General features: G+C 67.4%; 21 protein-coding genes and 1 tRNA gene. 7 read left to right on the forward strand and 15 right to left on the reverse strand.

The features are described 5' to 3' along the window. Window positions 1-48 precede the first annotated feature (48 nt). The 8 genes from esaR to def form a co-directional block, all read right to left on the reverse strand. On the reverse strand, window positions 49-750 hold the full coding sequence (gene esaR, locus GQ57_RS30310; protein ID WP_031399659.1) for a response regulator transcription factor EsaR: 702 nt from the start codon (window positions 748-750) through the stop codon (window positions 49-51). Beyond that, window positions 751-3,165, reverse strand: coding sequence for a sensor histidine kinase EsaS (gene esaS / locus GQ57_RS30315; protein ID WP_034199794.1), 2,415 nt, complete (start codon window positions 3,163-3,165; stop codon window positions 751-753). Continuing rightward, complete coding sequence (locus GQ57_RS30320) at window positions 3,155-3,745, reverse strand: DUF4390 domain-containing protein (RefSeq protein ID WP_031399758.1); 591 nt, start codon at window positions 3,743-3,745, stop codon at window positions 3,155-3,157. The genes esaS and GQ57_RS30320 overlap by 11 nt, the downstream gene beginning before the upstream one ends. Continuing rightward, entirely contained in the window at window positions 3,742-5,133 is a 1,392-nt protein-coding gene (gene rsmB / locus GQ57_RS30325) for a 16S rRNA (cytosine(967)-C(5))-methyltransferase RsmB (RefSeq protein WP_034199801.1), read from the reverse strand. The genes GQ57_RS30320 and rsmB overlap by 4 nt, the downstream gene beginning before the upstream one ends. 229 nt (window positions 5,134-5,362) lie before the next feature. Next, window positions 5,363-6,220 carry a zinc metalloprotease HtpX gene (gene htpX / locus GQ57_RS30330; protein WP_031399656.1) on the reverse strand — a complete coding sequence of 286 codons (858 nt, stop codon included), beginning with the start codon at window positions 6,218-6,220 and terminating at the stop codon, window positions 5,363-5,365. Window positions 6,221-6,321: 101 nt separating this feature from the next. Further along, the gene (locus GQ57_RS30335; RefSeq protein WP_031399655.1) at window positions 6,322-6,957 is read right to left on the reverse strand and encodes a LysE family translocator; all 636 of its coding nucleotides are present in this window, start codon (window positions 6,955-6,957) and stop codon (window positions 6,322-6,324) included. A gap of 109 nt (window positions 6,958-7,066) precedes the next feature. Then, window positions 7,067-8,059, reverse strand: coding sequence for a methionyl-tRNA formyltransferase (gene fmt / locus GQ57_RS30340; RefSeq protein WP_034199795.1), 993 nt, complete (start codon window positions 8,057-8,059; stop codon window positions 7,067-7,069). A 34-nt stretch (window positions 8,060-8,093) separates the two neighbouring features. Next, the gene (gene def / locus GQ57_RS30345) at window positions 8,094-8,597 is read right to left on the reverse strand and encodes a peptide deformylase (RefSeq protein ID WP_031399653.1); all 504 of its coding nucleotides are present in this window, start codon (window positions 8,595-8,597) and stop codon (window positions 8,094-8,096) included. Between the two features lie 185 nt (window positions 8,598-8,782). Here def and dprA point away from each other — a divergent pair, with 185 nt between their 5' ends. The 3 genes from dprA to GQ57_RS30360 all read left to right on the forward strand — a co-directional run bounded on the left by dprA (window position 8,783) and on the right by GQ57_RS30360 (window position 13,309). Then, the gene (gene dprA, locus GQ57_RS30350; protein ID WP_034199796.1) at window positions 8,783-10,102 is read left to right on the forward strand and encodes a DNA-processing protein DprA; all 1,320 of its coding nucleotides are present in this window, start codon (window positions 8,783-8,785) and stop codon (window positions 10,100-10,102) included. A 35-nt stretch (window positions 10,103-10,137) separates the two neighbouring features. After that, entirely contained in the window at window positions 10,138-10,518 is a 381-nt protein-coding gene (locus GQ57_RS30355; protein WP_031399651.1) for a thioredoxin family protein, read from the forward strand. Between the two features lie 193 nt (window positions 10,519-10,711). Further along, complete coding sequence (locus GQ57_RS30360; RefSeq protein ID WP_031399650.1) at window positions 10,712-13,309, forward strand: DNA topoisomerase III; 2,598 nt, start codon at window positions 10,712-10,714, stop codon at window positions 13,307-13,309. Window positions 13,310-13,435: 126 nt separating this feature from the next. Here the strand turns inward: GQ57_RS30360 and GQ57_RS30365 are convergent, their stop codons facing one another. After that, a complete protein-coding gene (locus GQ57_RS30365; protein WP_031399649.1) occupies window positions 13,436-14,485 on the reverse strand; it encodes a LysR family transcriptional regulator in 1,050 nt (349 codons plus the stop codon). Between the two features lie 426 nt (window positions 14,486-14,911). Here GQ57_RS30365 and GQ57_RS30370 point away from each other — a divergent pair, with 426 nt between their 5' ends. Further along, the gene (locus tag GQ57_RS30370) at window positions 14,912-15,925 is read left to right on the forward strand and encodes a D-2-hydroxyacid dehydrogenase family protein (protein ID WP_031399648.1); all 1,014 of its coding nucleotides are present in this window, start codon (window positions 14,912-14,914) and stop codon (window positions 15,923-15,925) included. Between the two features lie 48 nt (window positions 15,926-15,973). On the opposite strand, the gene GQ57_RS30375 is transcribed toward GQ57_RS30370, so the two are convergent. After that, window positions 15,974-16,840, reverse strand: a complete 867-nt coding sequence (locus GQ57_RS30375) for a patatin-like phospholipase family protein (RefSeq protein ID WP_034199797.1) — start codon at window positions 16,838-16,840, stop codon at window positions 15,974-15,976. 8 nt (window positions 16,841-16,848) lie between these two features. After that, window positions 16,849-17,253, reverse strand: coding sequence for a PaaI family thioesterase (locus tag GQ57_RS30380; RefSeq protein ID WP_031399646.1), 405 nt, complete (start codon window positions 17,251-17,253; stop codon window positions 16,849-16,851). Window positions 17,254-17,442: 189 nt separating this feature from the next. Here GQ57_RS30380 and GQ57_RS30385 point away from each other — a divergent pair. From GQ57_RS30385 to GQ57_RS30395, 3 genes are all read left to right on the forward strand, one after another. After that, window positions 17,443-17,518 (forward strand) — tRNA-Lys (locus tag GQ57_RS30385). Between the two features lie 395 nt (window positions 17,519-17,913). Next, window positions 17,914-18,414, forward strand: a complete 501-nt coding sequence (locus GQ57_RS30390; protein WP_034199798.1) for a hypothetical protein — start codon at window positions 17,914-17,916, stop codon at window positions 18,412-18,414. Window positions 18,415-18,785: 371 nt separating this feature from the next. Further along, window positions 18,786-19,841 carry a DUF3592 domain-containing protein gene (locus GQ57_RS30395; RefSeq protein WP_034199799.1) on the forward strand — a complete coding sequence of 352 codons (1,056 nt, stop codon included), beginning with the start codon at window positions 18,786-18,788 and terminating at the stop codon, window positions 19,839-19,841. Window positions 19,842-20,133: 292 nt separating this feature from the next. Here GQ57_RS30395 and GQ57_RS30400 read toward each other — a convergent pair whose 3' ends face one another. The 4 genes from GQ57_RS30400 to GQ57_RS40575 form a co-directional block, all read right to left on the reverse strand. After that, window positions 20,134-20,892, reverse strand: coding sequence for an amino acid ABC transporter ATP-binding protein (locus GQ57_RS30400; RefSeq protein ID WP_034199800.1), 759 nt, complete (start codon window positions 20,890-20,892; stop codon window positions 20,134-20,136). After that, window positions 20,889-21,569: an amino acid ABC transporter permease gene (locus tag GQ57_RS30405; RefSeq protein ID WP_031399642.1), complete on the reverse strand. Its 681-nt coding sequence runs from the start codon at window positions 21,567-21,569 to the stop codon at window positions 20,889-20,891. Before GQ57_RS30405 ends, GQ57_RS30400 begins: the two co-directional genes overlap by 4 nt. 14 nt (window positions 21,570-21,583) lie before the next feature. Beyond that, window positions 21,584-22,366, reverse strand: coding sequence for an amino acid ABC transporter substrate-binding protein (locus GQ57_RS30410; protein WP_031399641.1), 783 nt, complete (start codon window positions 22,364-22,366; stop codon window positions 21,584-21,586). A gap of 178 nt (window positions 22,367-22,544) precedes the next feature. Further along, window positions 22,545-22,681, reverse strand: a 137-nt coding sequence (locus GQ57_RS40575; protein ID WP_146123275.1) for an aldehyde dehydrogenase family protein, incomplete at its 5' end; no start/stop codon positions are given.

The following is a 22,681-nucleotide window of genomic DNA, read 5'->3' on the forward strand; positions in this document are numbered from 1 at the left end:
AAGTATATCCACCCTTCTTCACTTGATCAAGTGTTTTCGCAAAATATTTTATACGGCGCCTTCGGACGGCTTCTTGCCGAGCTCGACTCCGAGCTGCTTGAGCTTGCGATACAGGTGCGTGCGCTCGAGGCCCGTCTTCTCCGCGACGCGCGTCATGCTGCCGTTCTCGCGCGCCAGATGATACTCGAAGTAAGCTCGCTCGAATGCATCGCGCGCTTCACGCAGCGGAATGTCGAACGGGATCGCGGCCGTCTGTCCCGCGACGCCGAGTGCCGACGCCATGTCGTCGCCGAGCATCGGCAGCGCGGCTGCCGACGCCACCGCCGCCGGCCCCGAAGCCTGCCCGGCGCCGGCCTTCGCCGCCGCACCGGCGGACACCGGCGCCGCACCGCGTGCGAGACCGTGCTCGACGGACTTCAGCAGCTTCTGCAGCGCGATGGGCTTCTCGAGGAAATCGAGCGCGCCGATCTTGGTCGCCTCGACCGCCGTATCGATCGTCGCGTGCCCGGACATCATGATCACCGGCATCGTCAAAAGCCCCTGCGCCGCCCACTCCTTGAGCAACGTCACGCCGTCGGTATCGGGCATCCAGATATCGAGCAGCACGAGATCGGGCGCCTGATTCAACCGGTATTCCCGCGCGGCCTGCGCGTTCTCCGCGGCCTCGACGACGTGTCCTTCGTCGCTGAGGATCTCCGAGAGCAATTCCCGGATGCCCATTTCATCATCTACCACCAGGATGGTTGCCATTTACGCTGCCTTTGTCTGCTCACTTGCTTTTGTCTTGGCGGGGGCCGCCCCGTCCTGCACGCCCGATTCGGCGCCTGGCGCATCGCTCGCCATCTGCAGGAACAGGATCGACACCTGCGCACCCTCGACGGTCTCGCCGTGCATGCGATTGCGCAGATCGATCCGCGCACCGTGCTCGTCGACGATCTTCTTGACCGTGGCCAACCCCAGCCCCGTGCCCTTCGCCTTCGTGGTCACATAAGGCTCGAACGCGCGAGTCAGGATGCGCGCCGGAAAACCGGGCCCGTTGTCGGACACGGTGAGACGTACCGCGACGCGCGTTTTCCCCTCGGCGTCGGGATCGCCATATTCTACTGTCTTGGTTTCGATCAACACACGCGGATGCGCCGACTCCGCGACCGAATCCTGCGCATTCTGCAGCAGGTTGTGAATCACCTGGCGCAATTGCGTCGCGTCGCCGCGAATCACCGGCAGCGACGGCGCGAGCTCGGCGACGATCGCGCTCTTGCCTTCACCCACACCGTACAGCCCGAGCACCTCGCTCGCCAGTTCGTTCAGCTGCAGGTTCGCGAGCACCGCCGGCGGCGTGCGCGCGTATTCGCGGAAATCGTCGACCATCCGCTTCATCGCGGCCACCTGGTTGACGATCATCGTCGCGCCGCGCTTGAGCACGTCGGCATCGGACGGCGCGAGCTTGTCGGACAGCTTCATCTGCAGCCGCTCGGCCGACAGCTGGATCGGCGTCAGCGGATTCTTGATCTCGTGCGCGAGCCGCCGTGCGACCTCGCCCCACGCAACCGAACGCTGCGCGGAAATCACGTCGGAAATATCGTCGAACACGACGACGTAACCCGACGTCTGCGGATCGTCGGCCTGCCCCTCGACCGTCGACACGAGGCGCGTGCCGCGCACGAGCAGCGTCAGCGGCTCGGTTTCGCCCGGCACCTCGATCGCGAACTGCTGCTGCCAGTGGCCGCGATCGCCGCTGCCGCCGTCGGATGCCGCCTCGCGATCGGCGAAGGCCTTGCGCACCATCGCACCGAAGCCCGCAGCCACGCCGATCCGGTCGAGCGTCGTGCCGATCAGCGCGTTGAACGGCTGCCGGAAGATCCGCTCGGCGCCCCGGTTGGCCGTGGTCAGCCGGAACTGGCGGTCGAGCACGAACACGCCGGCCGTGAGGTTCGCGAGGATGCTCTCGAGATAGGTCTTCGAATGCTCGAGCGCGACGCGGTTCTTCTCGACCGCGAGCCTCGCCTCGGACAACTGGCGCGTCATCGCGTTGAACGACTGCGTAAGGAAGCCGAGCTCGTCGCGCGTCTTGATCTCGCGCTTCGGCGTGTAGTCGCCTTCCGTGACTTCCTTCGTGCCCTGCGCGAGCAGGAACAGCGGCCGCGCGAGCTGCTGGCCGAGCGCGAGCGCGAGCATCATCGCGATGAAGGTCGCGAGGAACAGCGCGAGCGTCAGCGTGCCGATGTACATCTTGCGCAGCCCCGTGCGGCCGAGCGACTTTTCCTGGTACTCGCGATACGCGCGCTGCACGGCGTCCGCGTTGTGCGCGAGCGTGGGCGGCACCGGCTGCGTGAGCTGCAGGAACCGCTCGGCAGGCTGCAGCAGCGACGTCGTCGCATCGGGAATCGGCCGGACGACGCGCAACCGCAGCGCGCCCTTCGCGCCGTGCGCACGCGGGTCGCCGTCGACTTCGCCCTCGATCGCCGCGTACGCGCCGTGTTCGCGCGCCTGGCTCAGCATCAGCGACGTCGGCAGGTCGTCCGGGATCAGCGCCGCGAAATTGCCCGACGCCTGCGCAACGATGTGCAGGTCGGGCGCCGCGCCCGAGCCGGCGCGGCTCGGCTCGACGATCGTCGCATCCTGCACGCCGAACTGGTCGCGCAGCCGCAGCAGCGTGAGCGTCGTGCCGTTCGTGTTCGCGTCGGCGCTCGCGAGCTGGTCGGACATCAGCCGCGCCTTCGTCTGCAGATCGGACAGCGACGCATCGAGCATCCCGCGGCCGAGGTTCAGGCCGGCCGTCAGCGCCGTCTCGACGTTCACGTCGAACCACGACTCGATGCTGCGCGACACGAACTGGTACGACACGATGTAGATGATCCCGCCCGGCACCACGCCGACGAGCGCGAAGAACACCGCGAGCTTCGCGAGCAGCCGCGTGCCGAACTTGCCCTTCCGCAGGCGCACGACGATCATCCCGATCAGCCCGAGCACCACGAGTAGGAACACGAGCGCGACGACGATGTTCATCGCGTACAGCCACGAATAGTAGCGGTCGAAGAATTCGGTGTTCGCGCTCGCGGCCGCGAGCAGCACGAGCAGCAGCAACGCGGTGAGCGCGACGGTCGAGACGATCACGCGAACGAGGAGGCTCTTCCCGCTGGCCGCGCGGCGCACTTTATTTAGCACGTTCGGTCACCGTGAAGTTGAAGCGCTTCCAGTCCGATCCGAGCGTCCAGTCGCGGTTGTTCACGGCATCGACCTGGAACGGCTTGGGCATCAGCGCCGTATCGAGCTGCATCCGCACCGACGCCGTGTAGGTTTCGCCCGAGCGCACCTGGTTGCGGTCGATCACGTGCCACGACGTGATGTGCCTGACGACCGCGAGCGCGTCCTTCAGCGACGGGAAACCGAGCTGCAGGCCGCCGGTCGACACGCGGTACTCGCGCGTGAGCGGCTGGAACGACAGGCGGATCGTCTGCGACACCGACACCGGCTGCTCGTCGAACCAGTACCAGCGTGCGCGGCTCAGCTCGAAGTCGGTCGTGAAATACAGCGGAATGCCCTTGTTGACGGCATCCTCGAGGCTCGGATTCAGGTCGAAATCGAAGCGGGCGTCGAGGCTCCAGCCGCTGCCGTCGGCCTGGAGCGACGCACGCTGCACGGCGATCGACTCGGCATGCGCCGGCCGGACGACGGCCAGGCACAGCGCCAGCGCGACCATCAGGACGGCCGCGAGCCGAAGTGGAAAAAGGTGTTTGATCGTCACCGTTTCTGAAACCGCGCGTAGAAAAATCCGTCGTGATCGGTGTTCTGGTCGAGTGCGCCGGCGGCGGCCCCTCCCTGCATGCCGCCCGGCAGCAGTTGGCCGGGGGCGTCCAATCGTACCGCATCTTCACAGGCCGCTTCAAACCAGCGGGCCTGCCATTCGCCTTCTTCGGGGAAGATCGAACAGGTCACGTAAAGCAATTCGCCGCCCGGCTTCACGAGCGGCCACAGCGCTGCCAGGATGCGGCGCTGTTCCGCGACGAGCGCCGGGATGTCGGCCTCGCGGCGCAGCCAGCGAATGTCGGGGTGCCGCCGCACGATGCCGGACGCCGAGCACGGCACATCGGCGAGGATGCGGTCGAACGGGCGCCCGTCGTACCACGTGTCGGGCGCGCCCGCATCGCCGACGCGCACCTCCGCTTCGAGCGACAGGCGCACGAGGTTCTCGCCGATGCGCGCCGCGCGCGCCTTGTCGCTTTCGAGCGCGACGACTTCCGCACGCGCCAGTTCGAGCACGTGGCCGGTCTTGCCGCCGGGCGCCGCGCAGGCGTCGAGCACGCGCATGCCGTCGCGTGCGCCGAGCCATTCGGCCGCGAGCTGGGCGCCGGCGTCCTGCACCGACACCACGCCGTCGGCAAACCCCGGAATGCGCTCGACCGGCAGCGCCGACGCGAGCCGCACCGCATGCCGGCCGATCGCGGTCGCTTCGATTCCGCTCGCACGCAACGTATCGAGATAAGTGTCGACGCTCGCGCGGCGTGCATTCACGCGCAGCGTCAGCGGCCCCTGGCGCTCGCCGGCCGCGAGGATCGCCTGCCATGCGTCGGGCCACGCGCGCTTCACCGCGTCGACCCACCATGCGCGGTAATTCCAGCGCGCGACGACGTCGTCCCGCATCGCCGCGACGAGCGCGTCGCGCTCGCGCAGGAAACGGCGCAGCACCGCGTTGACCAACCCCTTCGCGAACACATATTCGCGGCGCGCGCCGATCACGGTGACGGCCTGGTCGACCACCGTAAACGCCGGATATGCGGCCTCGTTCGCCGGGTCGAGCAGCAGCGCGAACGCGCCGGCGAGCACCGCGTGCACGTGTGCGGGCGGCGCCTTGCTGACGAGCCGGCCGATCAGCCAGTCCGCGCTGCCGAGACGACGCATCGTCCGGTACGCGACGTCCTGCGTCGCCCCGCGCGCGAGCGCCTGCGCGCCGGACGGCATCTGCGCGAATACCGCCGAGAGGGCCGCCGGCAACGCGGTGCCCCGCCGCACCGCGTCGACCGCCTGCGCGGCCGCGGCGAGCGCGAAGCCGAGCGAATCGGGCGCAAGATGCAGCGCGGACAGGCGCGCCGAGCGGCCGGAAGGAGACGGGGCGGAAGAACGGGTTCGTGTCATCGGAGCAAAATCGGCAAACAGGCGCGGCAAACAGGCGGCATGCCAACTTGGCAGGCAGCGGGATCGCGGCGCCCGCGTGGCCCTGCGATCCCAAACCGAGCATTGTAGCGTGCGGCCATGCAGCTCCTTTGGCCCCGTTACCGCACGCACAAATGAAACACCCCGCAGCGCGAAGCGTGCGGGGTGGCGTGGCGGCCCCGCGCGGCAATCGCCGCGCGGGCGCCCGTGCTTAATCGAAGCGGCCGGTACGCGCCATCTCCATCAGGCGCGCGATGCGCTCCTCGGTGGCCGGGTGCGTCGAGAACAGATTCTGCAGGCCGCCGCCGTGCAGCGGGTTCATGATCATCATCTGCGCGGTGGCCGGGTGCGCCTCGGCCGCCTGGAACGGAATGCCCGCCGCATAGCGATGGATCTTGTCGAGCGCGGTGGCGAGCGACTGCGGATCGCCGGAGATCTGCGCGCCGCCGCGGTCCGCCTCGAACTCGCGCGCCCGCGAAATCGCCATCTGGATCAACGCACCGGCGATCGGCGCGAGCAGCGCAACCGCGATACCCGCGATCGGATTCGTCGGCCGGCCGTTTTCGTCGCGCCCGCCAAAGAACATCGCGAAGTTCGCGAGCGCCGAGATCGCACCCGCCATCGTCGCGGTGATCGTCGAGATCAGGATGTCGCGGTGCTTCACGTGCGCGAGCTCATGCGCCATCACGCCGCGCATCTCGCGCTCCGACAGCACGCGCAGGATGCCCGTCGTCGCGGCCACCGCCGCGTGCTCGGGGTTGCGGCCCGTTGCGAACGCGTTCGGCGCATCTTCGTTGATCAGGTAGACGCGCGGCATCGGCAGGTTCGCGCGCGTGGCCAGCTCGCGCACCATCCGGTAGAACTGCGGCGCGGTGTTCTCGTCGACTTCCTGCGCGTTGTACATGCGCAGCACCATCTTGTCGGAGAACCAGTACGAGAAGAAATTCATGCCGAGCGCGAACAGCAGCGCGATCGTCATGCCGCGCGAGCCGCCGATCATCCCGCCGATCACGATGAACAGGGCCGTGATCGCGGCCATCAGCATCGCCGTTTTGACCCAATTGAACATACCCACTCCTTATCCGTCAGGGGACCCGCCGGCCATCGAGAGGCGCGGCGGAAAAATTGTAAGCGATTTGTTAGATAAGGTCTTGCCGGAAAAATTCAATCTCAGCGTTGCGAAGTTGCAAGACGCAGGCCGAGGCCCACAAAAGCGCTGCCGACCGTCCGGTCGAGCCACTTCCTGACGCCAGGCCGGCCGGAAAAGCGCTGCGTGACGCTGCCCGCGACCCAGGCGACCAGGCTGGTCCACGCCGTGCTCATCGCGACGAACACCGCACCGAGGGTCAGGAACGCCCATGCCTTGTGCGGGCTGTCGGCCGATACGAACTGCGGGAAGAACGACACGAAGAACAGCACGACCTTCGGGTTCAGCACGTTGGTCCAGAAGCCCTGCATGAACAACTGGCGCAGCGGCTTCGCGGCCTGGGCGGCCGCCGTGCCCGACGGCGCGGCCGCCTGCTTCGCGACGATCATCCGCACCCCGAGGTAGATCAGGTAGGCCGCGCCGACCAGCTTGATCACCGTGAACGCGGCAGCCGACGCCGCGAGCAGCGCCGTGAGGCCGAACGCACAGGCGAGCGCGTGAACGCAGCAGCCGGCCGAAATGCCGAGCGCCGACATCAGCCCCGCGCCGCGGCCCTGCGCGACGCTGCGGCCGACGATATAGGCGGTGTCGGGGCCGGGCGTGACATTCAGCAGGAAAACCGCCAGCACGAAGAAACCGAAATGGGTGATGCCGAACATGAAAACCTCGAAACCGGAGAGCGCACGGAAATTCTACGCGCGCCGGCCGCGCCGCGCGACTCGGCCGTCCGGCCGATGGCACGGGGCCGGCAGGCCCCGCGAACGACGGTCAGGCCGCGTCGGGCGACTCGGGCAGCGCGAAGCGCTGGCCCGCGGCGAGCGGCGAACCGGCCAGGAATTCGCGCGCGGGCAACCGCTTGCCGCCCGGCTTCTGCAGTTGCGTGACGCGCAGCGCACCGCTGCCGCACGCGACGATCACGCCTTCCGGCCCGGCTTCGACGATCGTGCCCGGCCCCGCGTCGCCGCGCGCCGCCACGGCCTCGGCGGCCCACAGCTTGATCGCCGCGCCGTCGAGCGTCGCAACGCCGCCCGGGAACGGATCGAACGCACGCACCTGGCGCGCGAGCGCATCGGCGGGCTTGCGCCAGTCGAGCGCCGCTTCGTGCTTGCCGATCTTTTCCGCGTAGGTCACGCCGTCGGCCGGCTGCGGCGTCGCCGGCAGCACGCCGTCGCGCTCGAGTTGCACGAGCGCGTCGACGATCAGCCGCGCACCTTCGGCCGCGAGCCGGTCGTGCAGGGTCGCGGTCGTCTCGTCGGCGGCGATCGCGACGCGCGCCTCCTCGATCATCGCGCCGGTGTCGAGGCCGACGTCCATCTGCATCAGCGTGACGCCCGTCTCGGCGTCGCCGGCCTCGATCGCGCGATGGATCGGCGCGGCGCCGCGCCAGCGCGGCAGCAGCGAAGCATGGATGTTGATGCAGCCGGCACGCGGAATGTCGAGCACCTCCTGCGGCAGCAGCAGGCCGTACGCGGCCACCACCATCACGTCGTGCGGCGTCGCACGCAGCAGCTCGATCGCATCGGCCGCCTCCGCCGGGTACTTGCCCGCGCGGCGCAGCGAGGTCGGCTGCGCGACGGGCATCCCGTGTTCGACGGCATAGCGCTTCACGGCGCTCGCCTGCAGTTTCATCCCGCGGCCGGCCGGGCGATCGGGCTGGGTGAGCACGAGCGGCACCGGAAAACCGGCCTCGTGGATCGCGGCAAGGGCAGCCGCGGCAAATTCCGGCGTGCCGGCAAAAATCACGCGCAACGTATGGGTCATGACAGCGTTCGGGGTCGGGCAGGGTGAACGCGCGTCACATCGCGCGTTCGAGTTTCTTCATCTTCGTCTTGATGCGCGTCTGCTTGAGCGGCGACAGGTATTCGACGAACACGCGCCCCATCAGGTGATCCATCTCGTGCTGGACGCAGACGGCGAGCAGGCCTTCGCAGTCGAGCTCGAAGGTCTCGCCCTGCTCGTTGAGCGCACGCACGCGCACATGGTCGGGACGCTCGACTTCGTCGTAGATGCCGGGCACCGACAGGCAGCCCTCTTCGTAGATCTGCTTCTCGTCGCTCGACCACACGATCTCGGGGTTGATGAACGCGCGCAGTTCGTTTTTCTCCTCGGAGATGTCGATCACGATCACGCGTTCGTGCACGTCGACCTGCGTGGCCGCCAGGCCGATGCCGGGCGCCGCGTACATGGTCTCGGCCATGTCGGCGACGAGCTTGCGGATCCGGTCGTCGACCTTGGCGACGGGCTTGGCGACCTTGTGCAGCCGCTTGTCGGGGTAATGAAGAATGTTGAGCAAAGCCATGGCGTTCGGTATTCGGTGGAGCGGCGTGCCGCATCGGCCATCCGGCCGGCTGGCGCCGCCGCCGGGATGCAATGAAGATGAGGCGGATGCGCGGCGAATCAATGCCGCGGATCGAGCCTCCTGCAATTGGCCGGGCGCCTGCGCGCACGGCCCTGTCGAGTATTTCGGATGATGAAAATTTTATCATGGCGCCACGCGGTCCGCTGGCGGCCGCATTCGAGGGGAGCCTCATGTCGCCGCAAGCGCTGACCGCCTCCGCGCTGCGCGCCTGGCTGCAGCTCGCGCATGCGCCCGGTCTCGCGCCCGCCATGCTGCAGGCGCTGCTCGATGCGTTCGGCTCGCCGGAGGCGCTGCTGCGCGCGTCCGACCCGGCCATCGCCGCCGTCGCCGGCCCGGCTGCCGCGCAGGCCGTGCGCGCGAACCTGCGCGACGATCTCGACGCCCGCACCGACGCCGCGCTCGCGTGGCTCGACGGGCCGGGCAACGCGCTCGTCACGCTCAACGATCCGGCCTACCCGCCGCGGCTGCGCGACCTGCACGATCCGCCGCCGCTGCTATATGTAAAGGGCCGGCTCGACCTGCTGCATGCGCGCGGCCTCGCGGTGGTCGGCAGCCGCCACGCGACGCCCCAGGGGCTCGCCGACGCGACGCGCTTCGCGCGCACGTTATCCGACGCGGGGCTCGCGATCGTCTCGGGCCTCGCGCTCGGGATCGACGGCGCCGCGCATCGCGGCGGGCTCGACGGCCGGTCCGGCACGGTGGCGGTGATCGCGACGGGGGCCGATCTCGTCTATCCGGCGCGGCACCGCCCCCTCGCCCACGAGATCGCCGCACACGGCGCGATCGTGTCGGAATGGCCGCTCGGCACGCCCGCGCGCGCCGCGCATTTCCCGCAACGCAACCGGCTGATCGCCGCGCTCGCGATCGGTGCGCTCGTCGTCGAGGCCGCCCCGCGTTCCGGCTCGCTGATCACCGCGCGCCTCGCGAACGAGCTGGGGCGCGACGTGTTCGCGATGCCGGGCTCGATCCACGCGCCGCTCGCGCAGGGTTGCCATGCGCTGATCCGCGACGGCGCGAAGCTCACGGCGGCACCGCTCGACATCCTCGAGGAATACGGGCTGGGCGAGCCGCCCGCGCGCCCGTCAGGCCAGGCGTCGCATCCGGCACACCAGGAGGCGGAGTCAGGCGCCAGCCACGCAACCGACGCCGCGGGCGTCGCGCAAGCCGCTCCCGCCGCCGCGGCTACCGCCTCCTCCCGAAGCGGAACGCCGCCACCGCCGCCGGGCAGCCCGTCCGAGCAGTCCGTGCTTGCCGCACTGGGATACGGCCCCGTCACATATGAATGGCTTGCCGAGCACGCGGGCCTGCCCGACGACGTGCTGCACCGCGCGCTGCTCGCGCTGGAGCTGGCCGGCCGCGTCGCGAGCCTCCCCGGCGGACGCTTCGCGCGGCTTGACGCAGCGCCCACCCCGCCCGCACACGGCGTGCTACATTCCCCCGCATAGAGCGGCCACGCCGCCGACGATACCCAAGGAAATCCATGCCCGCGCTGAATCTCGACACCGATGCGGATCGGATCGCCGAGCGCCTCGCCGACCCCGGCGCGTTGCTCGTCGCCTGCCTGTGCGCCGAGTGGTGCGGCACGTGCCGCGACTACCGGGCAGCCTTCGACCGGCTCGCCGACGCGCACCCGGACGCCTGCTTCGCCTGGATCGACATCGAAACGCATGCCGACCGGCTCGACGATCTCGACGTCGAGAACTTCCCGACGATCCTGATCGAAGACACCCACACCGCACGCTTCTTCGGCACGGTGCTGCCGCACGCGGCGATCGTCGAGCGGATGCTGTCCGACCTGAGCGCGGTGCCCGGTGCGCCGCACGCACCGAAATTGCGCAACATCCTGGCCGTCGAAGCCTGAATTCACGGGCCGGCCCGGCGGTTTGTCGCGCGTTTGCGCGCTCCACCGAGGCAGGCGCTTGCCGCCGGTGCGCCCCCCCTCTATGATGACCCGCTTTTTACACGCTGAGCCGCCATCGCTGCGGCGTGTGCTATAAAGCGGTCGTAAAAGGGACCCACAACCGGCGAACCCGGTCTACCAACACACACCTGTCATGTCCAAAGCACTGATCATTGCGGAAAAGCCTTCTGTCGCGAACGACATCGCACGCGCTCTGGGCGGCTTTACCAAGCATGACGAGTATTACGAGAGCGACGATTTCGTCCTTTCGTCCGCTGTCGGCCACCTGCTGGAAATCGCCGCCCCGGAAGAGTACGAGGTCAAGCGCGGGAAATGGAGCTTCGCGCATCTGCCCGTCATCCCCCCGCATTTCGACCTGAACCCGATCGCAAAAAGCGAGTCGCGCCTCAAGGTGCTCACCAAGCTGATGAAGCGCAAGGACGTCGACCGCCTGATCAACGCATGCGACGCGGGGCGCGAGGGCGAGCTGATTTTCCGCCTGATCGCGCAGCACGCGAAGGCGAAGCAGCCGGTCCAGCGCCTGTGGCTGCAGTCGATGACCCCGCAGGCGATCCGCGACGGCTTCGCGAACCTGCGCAGCGACACGGACATGCAGCCGCTCGCCGACGCCGCACGCTGCCGCTCGGAAGCCGACTGGCTGGTCGGGATCAACGGCACCCGTGCAATGACCGCGTTCAACAGCAAGGGCGGTGGCTTCTTCCTGACGACGGTTGGCCGCGTTCAGACGCCAACCTTGTCGATCGTCGTCGAACGTGAAGAGAAAATCCGCCGTTTCATCCCGCGCGACTACTGGGAAGTGAAGGCCGAATTCGCCTGCGCGGGCGGCTTCTACGAAGGCAAATGGTTCGACCCGAAATTCAAGCGGGACGAATTCGATCCGGAAAAGCGCGACTCGCGGCTGTGGGCCCTGCCGGCCGCCGAAACGATCGTCGCCGCCTGCCGCGACCAGGTCGGCACGGTCAGCGAGGAATCGAAGCCGTCGACCCAGCTGTCGCCGCTGCTGTTCGACCTGACGAGCCTGCAGCGCGAGGCGAACAGCCGATTCGGCTTCTCGGCGAAGAACACGCTCGGCCTCGCACAGGCGCTGTATGAAAAGCACAAGGTGCTGACCTACCCGCGTACCGATGCGCGCGCGCTGCCGGAAGACTATCTGTCGACGGTCCAGTCCACGCTCGAGATGCTCAAGGAGAGCCACAACTACCTGCCGCATGCGAAGCAGGTGCTCGACAAGGGCTGGGTGAAGCCGAACAAGCGGATCTTCGACAACTCGAAGATCAGCGACCACTTCGCGATCATCCCGACGCTGCAGGCGCCGAAGTCGCTGTCCGAGCCGGAGCAGAAGCTGTACGACATGGTCGTGAAGCGCTTCCTCGCCGTGTTCTTCCCGGCCGCCGAATTCCGCGTCACGACGCGGATCACCGAAGTCGCCGGCCATCACTTCAAGACCGAAGGCAAGGTGCTCGTCGAGCCGGGCTGGCTGCAGGTGTACGGCCGCGACGCCGAAGGCGCGGATGCGAACCTCGTGCCGGTGCAGAAGGGCGAGAAGGTGAAGACGGACGAAATCGCCGCCGTCGCGCTCGTGACGAAGCCGCCCGCACGCTACTCGGAAGCGACGCTGCTGTCCGCGATGGAAGGCGCGGGCAAGCTCGTCGAGGACGACGAGCTGCGCGAGGCGATGGCCGCGAAGGGGCTCGGCACGCCGGCCACGCGCGCGGCGATCATCGAAGGCCTGCTCGGCGAGAAATACCTGCTGCGCGAAGGGCGCGAGCTGATCCCGACCGCGAAGGCATTCCAGCTGATGACGCTGCTGCGCGGGCTCGGCGTGAAGGAGCTGACCGCTCCCGAACTCACCGGCGAATGGGAATACAAGCTGTCGCAGATGGAGCGCGGCAATCTCGGGCGCGAAGCGTTCATGCAGGAGATCGCCCGCATGACGCAGCAGATCGTCAAGCGCGCGAAGGAATACGATTCCGACACGATCCCCGGCGACTACGCGACGCTCGAGACCCCGTGCCCGAACTGCGGCGGCCAGGTGAAGGAAAACTACCGCCGCTTCGCGTGCACGAAGTGCGAGTTCTCGATCTCGAAGATCCCGGGCAGCCGGCAGTTCGAGATTCCGGAAGTCGAGGAGCTGCTGCAGAAGAAGGAAATCGGCCCGCTGTCCGGCTTCCGCAGCAAGATGGGCCGCCCGTTCTCGGCGATCCTGAAGCTGTCGTTCGACGACGAGACGAAGAACTACAAGCTCGAATTCGATTTCGGCCAGGACACGGGCGGCGAGGAAGGCGAAGCGCCCGACTTCTCCGCGCAGGAGCCGGTCGGCGCGTGCCCGAAGTGCAAGGGCCGCGTGTTCGAGCACGGGATGAGCTATGTGTGCGAGCACTCGGTCGCCAATCCGAAGACCTGCGACTTCCGCTCGGGCAAGGTGATCCTGCAGCAGGAAATCACGCGCGAGCAGATGGGCAAGCTGCTTGCCGACGGCCGCACGGATCTGCTGCCGAACTTCAAGTCGTCGCGCACGGGCCGCAACTTCAAGGCATTCCTCGTGAAGCAGCCGGACGGCAAGATCGGCTTCGAGTTCGAGAAGAAGGAGCCGAAGGCCGCCGCCGCGAAGAAGACGGCCAAATCGGCGACGAAGGATGCCGAAACCGTGACGGAAGGCGCGGAAGAGAAACCGGCACCGGCCCGCAAGACCGCCGCCCGCAAGACCACGGCGCGCAAGACGGGCTCGTAACACCCCGGCCGACGGCGCCCCCGGGCACGTCGGACTCCGTCAGTCAGTCATAAAAAAACGCGGATCGATCGCTCGATCCGCGTTTTTCTTTGTGCCGGCGGCAAGCGCCGCCCGGCCATCGCGCCGTTACAGCGGCGACGGCGCCGCGACGCGCGCGCGCGGCGAACGCGGCAGGCGCGGCGACAGGTTCGGGTCGGCCGCTTCGGGCTGCTCCGCACGCGTCTCGACGCCGATCGGCGCGAGCGCCGTGCTCTGCGCGGCCCACTGCTCGCCCATCGTCGCGTCGGTCGAGTGGCTGAAATGCTCGACGAGGTGGTCGATGAACGTGCGCACCTTCGCGGGCAGATGGCGCCGGCTCGGGTAGGCGATGTTGATCTCGACCTGCGGCAGCCGGAAATCCGGCAGCAGCCGCACCAGCGCGCCACGTGCGATGTCGCCGCCGATCAGGTAGCTCGGCAGGATCGCGACGCCCATCCCGAGCAGCGCGAACTGGCGCAGCATCGCCGTGTTGTTCGCGACGATCACGTTGGTCGGGCGCACCCGCACTTCGCCGTCCGGCCCCGTGAACACGCGCTCGTCGCCCCAGTATTCGGTCGGCAGGCTCAGGCTCGGGTGCTCGGCGAGGTGCTCCGGATGGGTCGGCACGCCGTGCTTCTCCAGATAGCTCGGCGTCGCGCACACGGTCATGCAGCCCGTGGTGAGCCGCCGCGTGACGATGCTCGCGCTGCGCATCTGGCGCGTGACGACGATGCCCACGTCGAAGCCTTCCTCGACGAGATCGACCTGACGGTCGACCAGCGTGAGATCCGGCACCACTTTCGGGAAATTCTCCGTGTACGACTGCAGCACGGGCGCGAGGTTGTGCAGGCCGAACACGACCGGCGCGACGATGCGCAACGTGCCGACCGGCTCGTGATTGCGCGCGACAACCATCTGCTCGACGTCCTCGAGCTCATCGAGGATCTGGCGAGCCCGCTCCAGGTACACCTGGCCCGACTCCGTCAGGGAAAGGCTGCGTGTGGTGCGGTTAAGCAGGCGCGTGCCGAGCCTGCCCTCCAGATCGGCGACGTGACGCGTCGCGACCGCGTTGGAGATATCCATTGCGCTCGCGGCCCGCGCGAAACTGCCGAGATCTGCAACCTTGACGAACACGCGCATCGACTGCAAATGATCCATAAACGACTCCTGCCGCTGTTACAACTTCAAAAAGATGAAGCAAATGCGTAATTCTCCTACGACAGCGGAAATGATGCAGAGTTGCTCAACAAGGCCCCGGTTGACGATAAAAATAGTCAAAAATCCTCGCCCTCTGCGGATAGTTGATCCAATTATTCTGATTGAAGCAACAATTGGGTGAACCTCGTCGAGTAAGCGGGCGAATCAGGAAAGACATATTTGATGCGACACAACAGCGCACCCAGCCGCCCGCGGCCGAGGGCTTCCGGATCAGGCTGCCGCCAATTGCGGCGGAGCGTAACAACCTGTTAAAAAGACACCATGGAGGCGGCCGACGATGCATCATGTCGGCCCCGGCCGGGCGGTACTGAGTGCGCGACGTGCGCCGCCGCCACTGCCGCTTTCAACGCGCGACACCCGCACACCATGAAAATTGCCATTCTCGACGACTACCAGGACGCCGTCCGCAAGCTGAACTGCTTCGAGATGCTTGCCGACCACGACGTGAAGGTCTTCAACAACACGGTGCGCGGATTGGGACAGCTCGCCAGCCGTCTGGCGGAAGTCGAGGCGCTCGTGCTGATCCGGGAGCGCACCCCGATCACGTCGCAACTGCTCACCAAGCTGCCGAACCTGCGCATGATCAGCCAGACCGGCCGCATTTCGAGTCACATCGATCTCGACGCCTGTACCGACCGGGGCGTCGCGGTGCTCGAGGGCACGGGTTCGCCGATCGCCCCCGCCGAACTGACCTGGGCGCTCGTGATGGCCGCGCAGCGCCGCATTCCGCAGTACGTTGCGAACCTGAAGCAGGGCGCGTGGCAACAGTCGGGCCTGAAAACGTCGGCCATGCCGCCGAACTTCGGCCTCGGCCAGGTGCTGCGCGGCCAGACGCTCGGCATCTGGGGCTACGGCAAGATCGGCCGGCTCGTCGCCGGCTACGGCAAGGCGTTCGGGATGAACGTGCTGATCTGGGGCCGCGAGCATTCGCTCGAGGCCGCGCGCGCCGACGGCTACACCGCCGCCGAGAGCCGCGAAGCGCTGTTCGAGCAGAGCGACGTGCTGTCGCTGCACCTGCGCATGCACGACGACACGCGCGGGATCGTGAAGCAGGAAGACCTGATGCGGATGAAGCCGACGTCGCTGCTCGTCAACACGAGCCGCGCCGAACTGCTCGAGGAAAATGCGCTCGTCAACGCGCTGTCGCACAACCGCCCGGGGATGGTCGCGATCGACGTGTTCGAGAGCGAGCCGATCCTGCAGGGCTACAGCCTGCTGCGGATGGAGAACGTGATCTGCACGCCGCACATCGGCTACGTCGAGCGCGAAAGCTACGAGCTCTACTTCAGCGCGGCATTCCGGAACATCCTGGCGTTCGACCAGGGCGACATGTCTAGCGTCGCCAACCCGGAAGCGCTGACGCCGATCCGCAAGCGCTGATCGCCCGGGCCGCGCACCCTGCGCGGCTCCGTTTCGCCCGCCTCGCCGTCAGGCCGCCGCGCGGCCGCCCGTCATCGCGCCGACGCGCGTGAGGAAATGCTCGCCGTCGCGCCGACCGAGATCGTACGCATGCCGCATCTGCGCCGGGCTCGTGTAATCCCAACTCGAAATCGGCACCTTGCTCGACGGCTGGACGTACAGCCGCCGCTGGTCGCCATGCGCGACCGTAAACATCTGCGGGCGCGGGTACAGCCGCGTGACCAGCACCAGCACGTCGCCCGGCGACGGGTCGAGCGCGCCGACCGGCACGTTGTCGACCATCCCGCCGTCGAGCACGGGCCGGCCGCCGCGGCGCAGCACCGGCGTGAACGGCGGCGTGCAGGACGACTGCAGGATCAGGTCGGCCAGTTCGTCGACTTGCGTGCAGGCCTGCGCGCGCACGAACTCGGGCCGGAAGCCAAGCGTGCGCCCGAGCGTCGGGTGCAGCGTCTTGCGCACGTACTTTTCGATGTTGTAGGCGACCAGGCCGGCGGCGACCGCGCTGCGCGCGCCGAGCCAGCGCGGCACGTGCGACACGCCGATGCGGATCTCCGGCGCCGCCGCGAGCTTCGCGAACGGCTCGCCGTAGATGTCGAGCAGGGCCTGACGGTAAATCCGGTAATGCGGGAACACGGGTTCCCGACCGAACAGGTTGCCCCAGTACGCGTTCTTCCGGTTGTGGCGCAGCGCCTCCTCGTAATAGCGCATCACCCATGCGGCGTCCCGCGTATACAACATGCAGGCGGTCGCCGCGCCGGCCGAGATGCCGGTGATCACGCGCGGGCGCAAGCCGAGCGCCGGCTGCGCGACGTCCCAGAAGCCGGCCTGCCACCAGCAGCGATTGCCGCCACCCGCAAAGACGATCTGGTCGAACATCGCGCCGCTCAGCCGACGAGCGCGTAGGTCGACGTCGCGTGGACGGCCATCTTGCCGTCCTCGTCGAACAGTTCGACTTCGCCGAACACGAGGTTGCGGCCCATCCGCAGCACGCGCGCGGTGACGAGCACGTCGCCCTTGCGCACCGGACGCATGAAGTTGGTGTTCAGCGACACGGTCGTCATCGGCCGGAACTCGCCGAGCGCGGCGGAGATCGCGACCACCATCGCGGTGTCGGCGGCCGCCGTGAACACCTGGCCGCAGATCACGCCGCCCGAATGGCGGAATTCGCCGGAAAACGGCAGGCGCAGCGTGACGCTGTCGTCGCCGATCGACACGGGGACCAGACCGAGCGAGCGGACCCACGGGGCCAGCAGGCGATCCAGCAATTCGCGGACTGCGTTTTCGTCCATCTTGGAAAGTCCAGAAAGCATTGCGCGACCGCCGCGCAATACGTGTGGCGTCATCATACCGGGAGCCCGCAAACTGCGACCGGTCGTTACCGCGGCGACAGCTGCCGTTGTCGTGACGAAATATTTGAGGAAATTTGCAGAAAAGGCTTGCCAAGCCCGAAATGCTCATGCATAATCTTTCTTCTGTTGGGGGCGTTAGCTCAGTTGGTAGAGCAGCGGACTCTTAATCCGTAGGTCGAGTGTTCGAGTCACTCACGCCCCACCAGGAATTCCGAAGCCCGGTTAGCGAAAGCTGACCGGGCTTTTTCCTTTGTCCGGGGCGTTTTCGTTTCCGATCAATGCGTCAGCAAGCTCGACACCGCGCGAGCATCTCGCAACGCTCCCGGCCGAATCGCCCTGTCGCACCCCACCCCGCCCCATCCGGTTCATCCCTTCGCGATTGCAGGCACCGCACCACCCTCGCCGCGCCAATCGCCACCGAGAATGTCCGCCACGCGATTCTCCAAGAACTATCCTTCGATGTTGACGCGCCGTCACACGATGCAGCCTTACGATGGCAGCGCCTCATCGACGCGGGGCGCCTGATCAGGGCGCAAGCCCGACTCGATGCGTGCGCCGACCGATTCAAAAAAATCACGACCGATACCGGGGGTCCAGAGCATGAAGCGTTTCATTCTCGCGCTGATGGCCGTTCTTTCCCTGCAGGCCTGGGCGGAAAAAGATCCTGAAATCGACAGCCCCGGTCAGATTCAGTCGTTCCTGAACAGCCCGGGCGTCACGGATTTCCATTACCCGGACCCCAAGATCTGGAAAAGCTACAGAAAGTACATCCAGATCGGAACCCGGATGCCGGACGGGTCGTGTCAATACCACTACGAATCCACCGGTTCGTCGAATCAGACTCTCATCCAGAAGGAAATCGCCGTCGATCGGGCCGGGTGCCGATCGCTGATGCTGGAGGGCGTTCCTGACGACGCCACCCTGAATCGGTGGAAGCAGATCCAGCAAGTCATCCACCAGGGCTCAAAGCAGCAGGAACTCAATAGCCCGAATGCCGGTAGAACAATTACGATTCAGCGAAACCCCACATCGGGAAATCAGTTGCTGATCAATCAACGTACCCGGCACGGTTCGCATCCGGACGGCGAAACCATTGCGTAGCGTCCGCGGGTTCGCCTCGCAATATCGCGAAGCCGGGCTGCTCGAGCCCTGTTCCAGCTACTCCGCCCAATCCGGCCTGGTCGCCGCTTCAGCGACGCGGCCATCGATAGCGACGAAGTCGAACGAAGCGCCATCGTCGACGGCGCGCAAGCGAATCGCACGCATCGTCTATCCGCCAACCTGCCCGTCCGCGAACGCGACGGCCAACGCATCGGCCGTCGCCCGCACGCTCCCTGCGCAAGACCGCTCGCCGCGCCCTTGTCACGGGACCCTGTCGCACGCCCGTTGCGCATCGTTTCCGCTAGAATCGTCCGACAAATATCACACGACCGGCGCAGACACTGTCGCTTACCCGCCGGCACTGAGAGAACATGGGACGTCAGACATGGAAGCATGTAAACGAGACGCGACCATTCAGAGGGCCTGGTTGCGCCGATATCGGACCGCCCGTCGGGACACGCCACGCGCCCGAACATCCCGGCCTTCGCCGGGCGTCGCACGAACCGGATCCGGTCGCGCCGGGTAAGGACGCGCTCGTCGCACTGGCGCTCGGCGCCGTCCTGCTCGTGCTGGCGGGCGTATTCGCCGCCCTGGCCGGCCAGGCAACCGGCCATCTGGCCCGTACGCCGGGCACGGTCGTGCGCATCGTGCAGGACAGCGACACGATGCGCGCGTACCGGCCGATCGTCGCGTACCTCGCGAACGACGGCCAGCGCCGCGAGATCGCGGGCAATACCGCGTCGACCGTCCCCGCCTACGATATCGGCGAGAACGTCGACATCCTGCTCGACCCCGCCCATCCCGAGCGCCCCGCACTGATCGACGATTTCGTGCAACGCTGGTTTCCGGCCGCGGCAGCGGCGCTGCTCGCCGTCGCGTCGTTCGCGATCGGCGGCCTGCTGATCGCCGGCAAGCGGCACCGGCTGCACGCCGATACCCCGCCGACCCAGGCCGCACCGAGGCCGGCGCGGCGCCGCTGGGATATCGCCATCGTGCTGATTCCGATCGCGATCGGCACGGGCTTCGTCGCCGGCGCCGGCGCGGCCGGCCTGCGACAGTGGCAAATCGTCCACGGCTATGAGCACTCGACCGGCCATGTCGTCGAGATCGCGAATCACGCGCGGTCGTCCCGCGCAAGCCTGTCCCCGCATGCAACGGTCGTGGCGTTCACGACCGACAGCGGACGCCGGATCACCTTCGCCCAAGGCGTGACGGCGTCGCATCAGGGCCTGCACGAAGGCGAAGCGGTGGATGTGCTGTACGACCCGGACACGCCCGAACGCGCCGTCGTCGACCGCTTTTGGGATCACTGGGGCCTCACGGCCATCCTGCTCGCGATCGGTGCGCCGCTCCTCGCGGTCGGGCTGCTCGTCGCCGTGACGCTGTGGCCGGACCATCACCATCGTCCGCACGAAACCGCGCCATGACCACCCGCGCACGCTGCCCGCGCGCGGCACGGCAATCGCAGCGGCTCACGCATCGTTGTTGCCGGACCGCCGCCGGCTTCGTGCGACGCCCATTCCGGCACGTGCCCCCATCGACGCCCGACACCGACCCGGAGCGGCCGTACCGCCGCCCGCGCGCGAAATCGCCGCTTCGCAAACACTGGTCGAAGCCAGGTAGGGCCGCATCACGCCGGCACGTGGCCGCGCACACGTCGGGCCGCCACGCGAACCGGCCGTCGGCCGTTTCGAACGCGCCGCGCCCGAGCGGATCGCGTCAGAACACCGGCACGCCCTGGGCGAGCGTCGAAATAAACTTCGCGGTGCGCGGATCGCGCGGATCGCCGAACAGGTCGCGCGATGCACCGGCCTCGACGACCCGCCCCTGCGCGAGAAACACCGCATCCTGCGCGATCGACGCGGCCAGGCGCAGGTCGTGCGTCGCCATCAGCATCGTCGTGCCCTCGCGCGCGAGCTGACGGAGCACCTCGACCACCTCGACGGACAGTTCCGGATCGAGCGCCGACGTCGGCTCGTCGCACAGCAGCACCTGCGGCGACGGCGCGAGCGCACGCGCGATCGCGACGCGTTGCTGCTGACCGCCCGACAGCGTCGCGGGCCACGCATCGGCCTTGTCGGCGATGCCGACCTTGTCCAGCAGCGCGAGCGCCCGCTCGCGGGCCCGTTCGCGCGGCCAGCGCTGCACGGTGACGAGCCCTTCCATCACGTTCTGCACGACACTCAGATGCGGGAACAGCTGGAAGTTCTGGAACACCATGCCGGTCTGGCGGCGCACCGCGAACACGGCGTCGCGCGCCGGCCGGTGCGCCGGCGAGAAGTCGATGCGGGCGTCGCCGACCGTGAGCGCCCCCGTCTCGGGCACTTCAAGCAGGTTCACGCAACGCAGCAAGGTGCTCTTGCCGCTGCCGGACGGCCCGATCAGCGCAGTCACGCTGCCCGGCTGCAACGCGAGGTCGATCCCGTGCAACACGCGGTGCGGACCGAACGACTTGTCGATACGTTCGAGCCGGATCATCGCAATTCCGCCTGAAACAGCGCGTGACGGCCGAAACGGGTTTCGAGGCGACGCTGCAGCGTGGACAGCACCGAGCTGAGCAGCAGATAGATCAGCGCGGCTTCCGTATAGAGAATCATCGGCTCGTAGGTCACGGCCGCGATCCGCTGCGCGGCCTGGAATATCTCCGGCACGGTCAGCACCGCCGCGAGCGACGTGTCCTTCACGAGCGAGATGAACGAGTTCGACAGCGAGGGCAGCGCGACGCGCGCGGCCTGCGGCAGGATCGCGCGGCGCAGCGCCTGCGCACGCGTCATCGCCATCGAATACGCGGCCTCCCACTGCCCCTTCGGGATCGATTCGATCACGCCGCGGATCACCTCGGCGTTGTAGGCGCCGACGTTCAGCGAGAAGCCGATCACGGCGGCGGTCAGCGGATCGAGCACGATGCCGACGCTCGGCAGCCCGTAGAAGATCACGAACAACTGCACGAGCAGCGGCGAGCCGCGAAACAGCCAGATGTAGAAACGCACGACGGCCTGCGCCCAGCGCGGCCCGAACAGCCGCGCGAGCGCCGCGCCGAATGCGAGCAGCAGGCCGATCGCGAACGACGCGAGCGTGAGCGGCACCGTAAACACGAGCCCCGCGACCAGCAGCGGCCGCAGCGATTCCGCCATCAGATGAAGCCAGGCCGGCATCGTTCAGCCTCGCGTCACGGCTGCGACACGTCGCGGCCGAAGTACTTCTGCGAGATCTTCGCGTAGGTGCCGTCGGCCTTGATGTCCGCGAGCGCCTTGTCGATCGCCGCCACCAGCGCGGGGCTGCCCTTGCGCAGCAGCACGCCCGATGCGTCGCTCGCGCCGCCCGTGTCGGTCGCCGCGATCTTCAGCTTCGCGTCCGGCTTGTGCTTGCGGAAATCGAGGTACGACAGCGAATCGTTGATCGTCGCATCGACGCGGCCGGAGCTCAGCAGGTCGATCGATTCGTTGAAGCCCTGCACGGGCACCACGTCCGCGCCGTGCGCGGCGGCAAGCTTGCCGAAGTTGCTGGTCAGCGTGTTCGCGGATTTCTTGCCCTTGAGATCGTCGAACGAGCGGATCGTCGTGTTGTCCGCACGCACGATCAGCACCGCGCGCGACGTGATGTACGGCGTCGAGAAATCGTACTTCGCCTTGCGCGCGTCGGTGATCGACACTTCGTTGACGACCGCGTCGTAGCGGTTCACGTCGAGGCCCGCGATCAGCCCGTCCCACTTGCCTTCGACGAACTCCGGCTTCACGCCGAGACGCTGCGCGATCGCCGTCGCGATATCGACGTCGAAGCCCGTCAGCTTGCCGGTTTCGTCGTGGTACGTGAACGGCGCATACGTGCCTTCGGTGCCGACCCGGAACACGCCGGACGACTTGATCTGCGACAGGTCGTCGGCAGCCAGCGCGCTGGTGGCCGCGACGGCCTGCAGCAATGCCACGACCAGGATGGAGCGAAGGAATTTCATGGTACGGACCCCGAATGATTGGAGGGAATGATCCCGCGGCATGCGAGTGCCGTTCGAGAGGTCCGCGAATTCTACCGATGCGCCGTAGTCCGGCAAAAACGCAAATCGGCTAACGATATGAGCCGATCGAATAACGCGCGCACCGGCCGCCGGCCGGCGCACGCGGCTTACACGCCGCTTACCAGGGCAGCGAATACGTCTTCGTATTCGTGAAGCTCTTCATCGCTTCCTGCACGCCTTCCTTGTAGCCGAGCCCCGAATCCTTCACGCCGCCGAACGGCGTCAGTTCGAGCCGGTAACCCGGCACCTCGCGCA

The sequence above is a fragment of the Burkholderia sp. MSh2 genome (genome assembly GCF_000731655.1).
GTDB classification, from domain to species: domain Bacteria; phylum Pseudomonadota; class Gammaproteobacteria; order Burkholderiales; family Burkholderiaceae; genus Burkholderia; species Burkholderia paludis.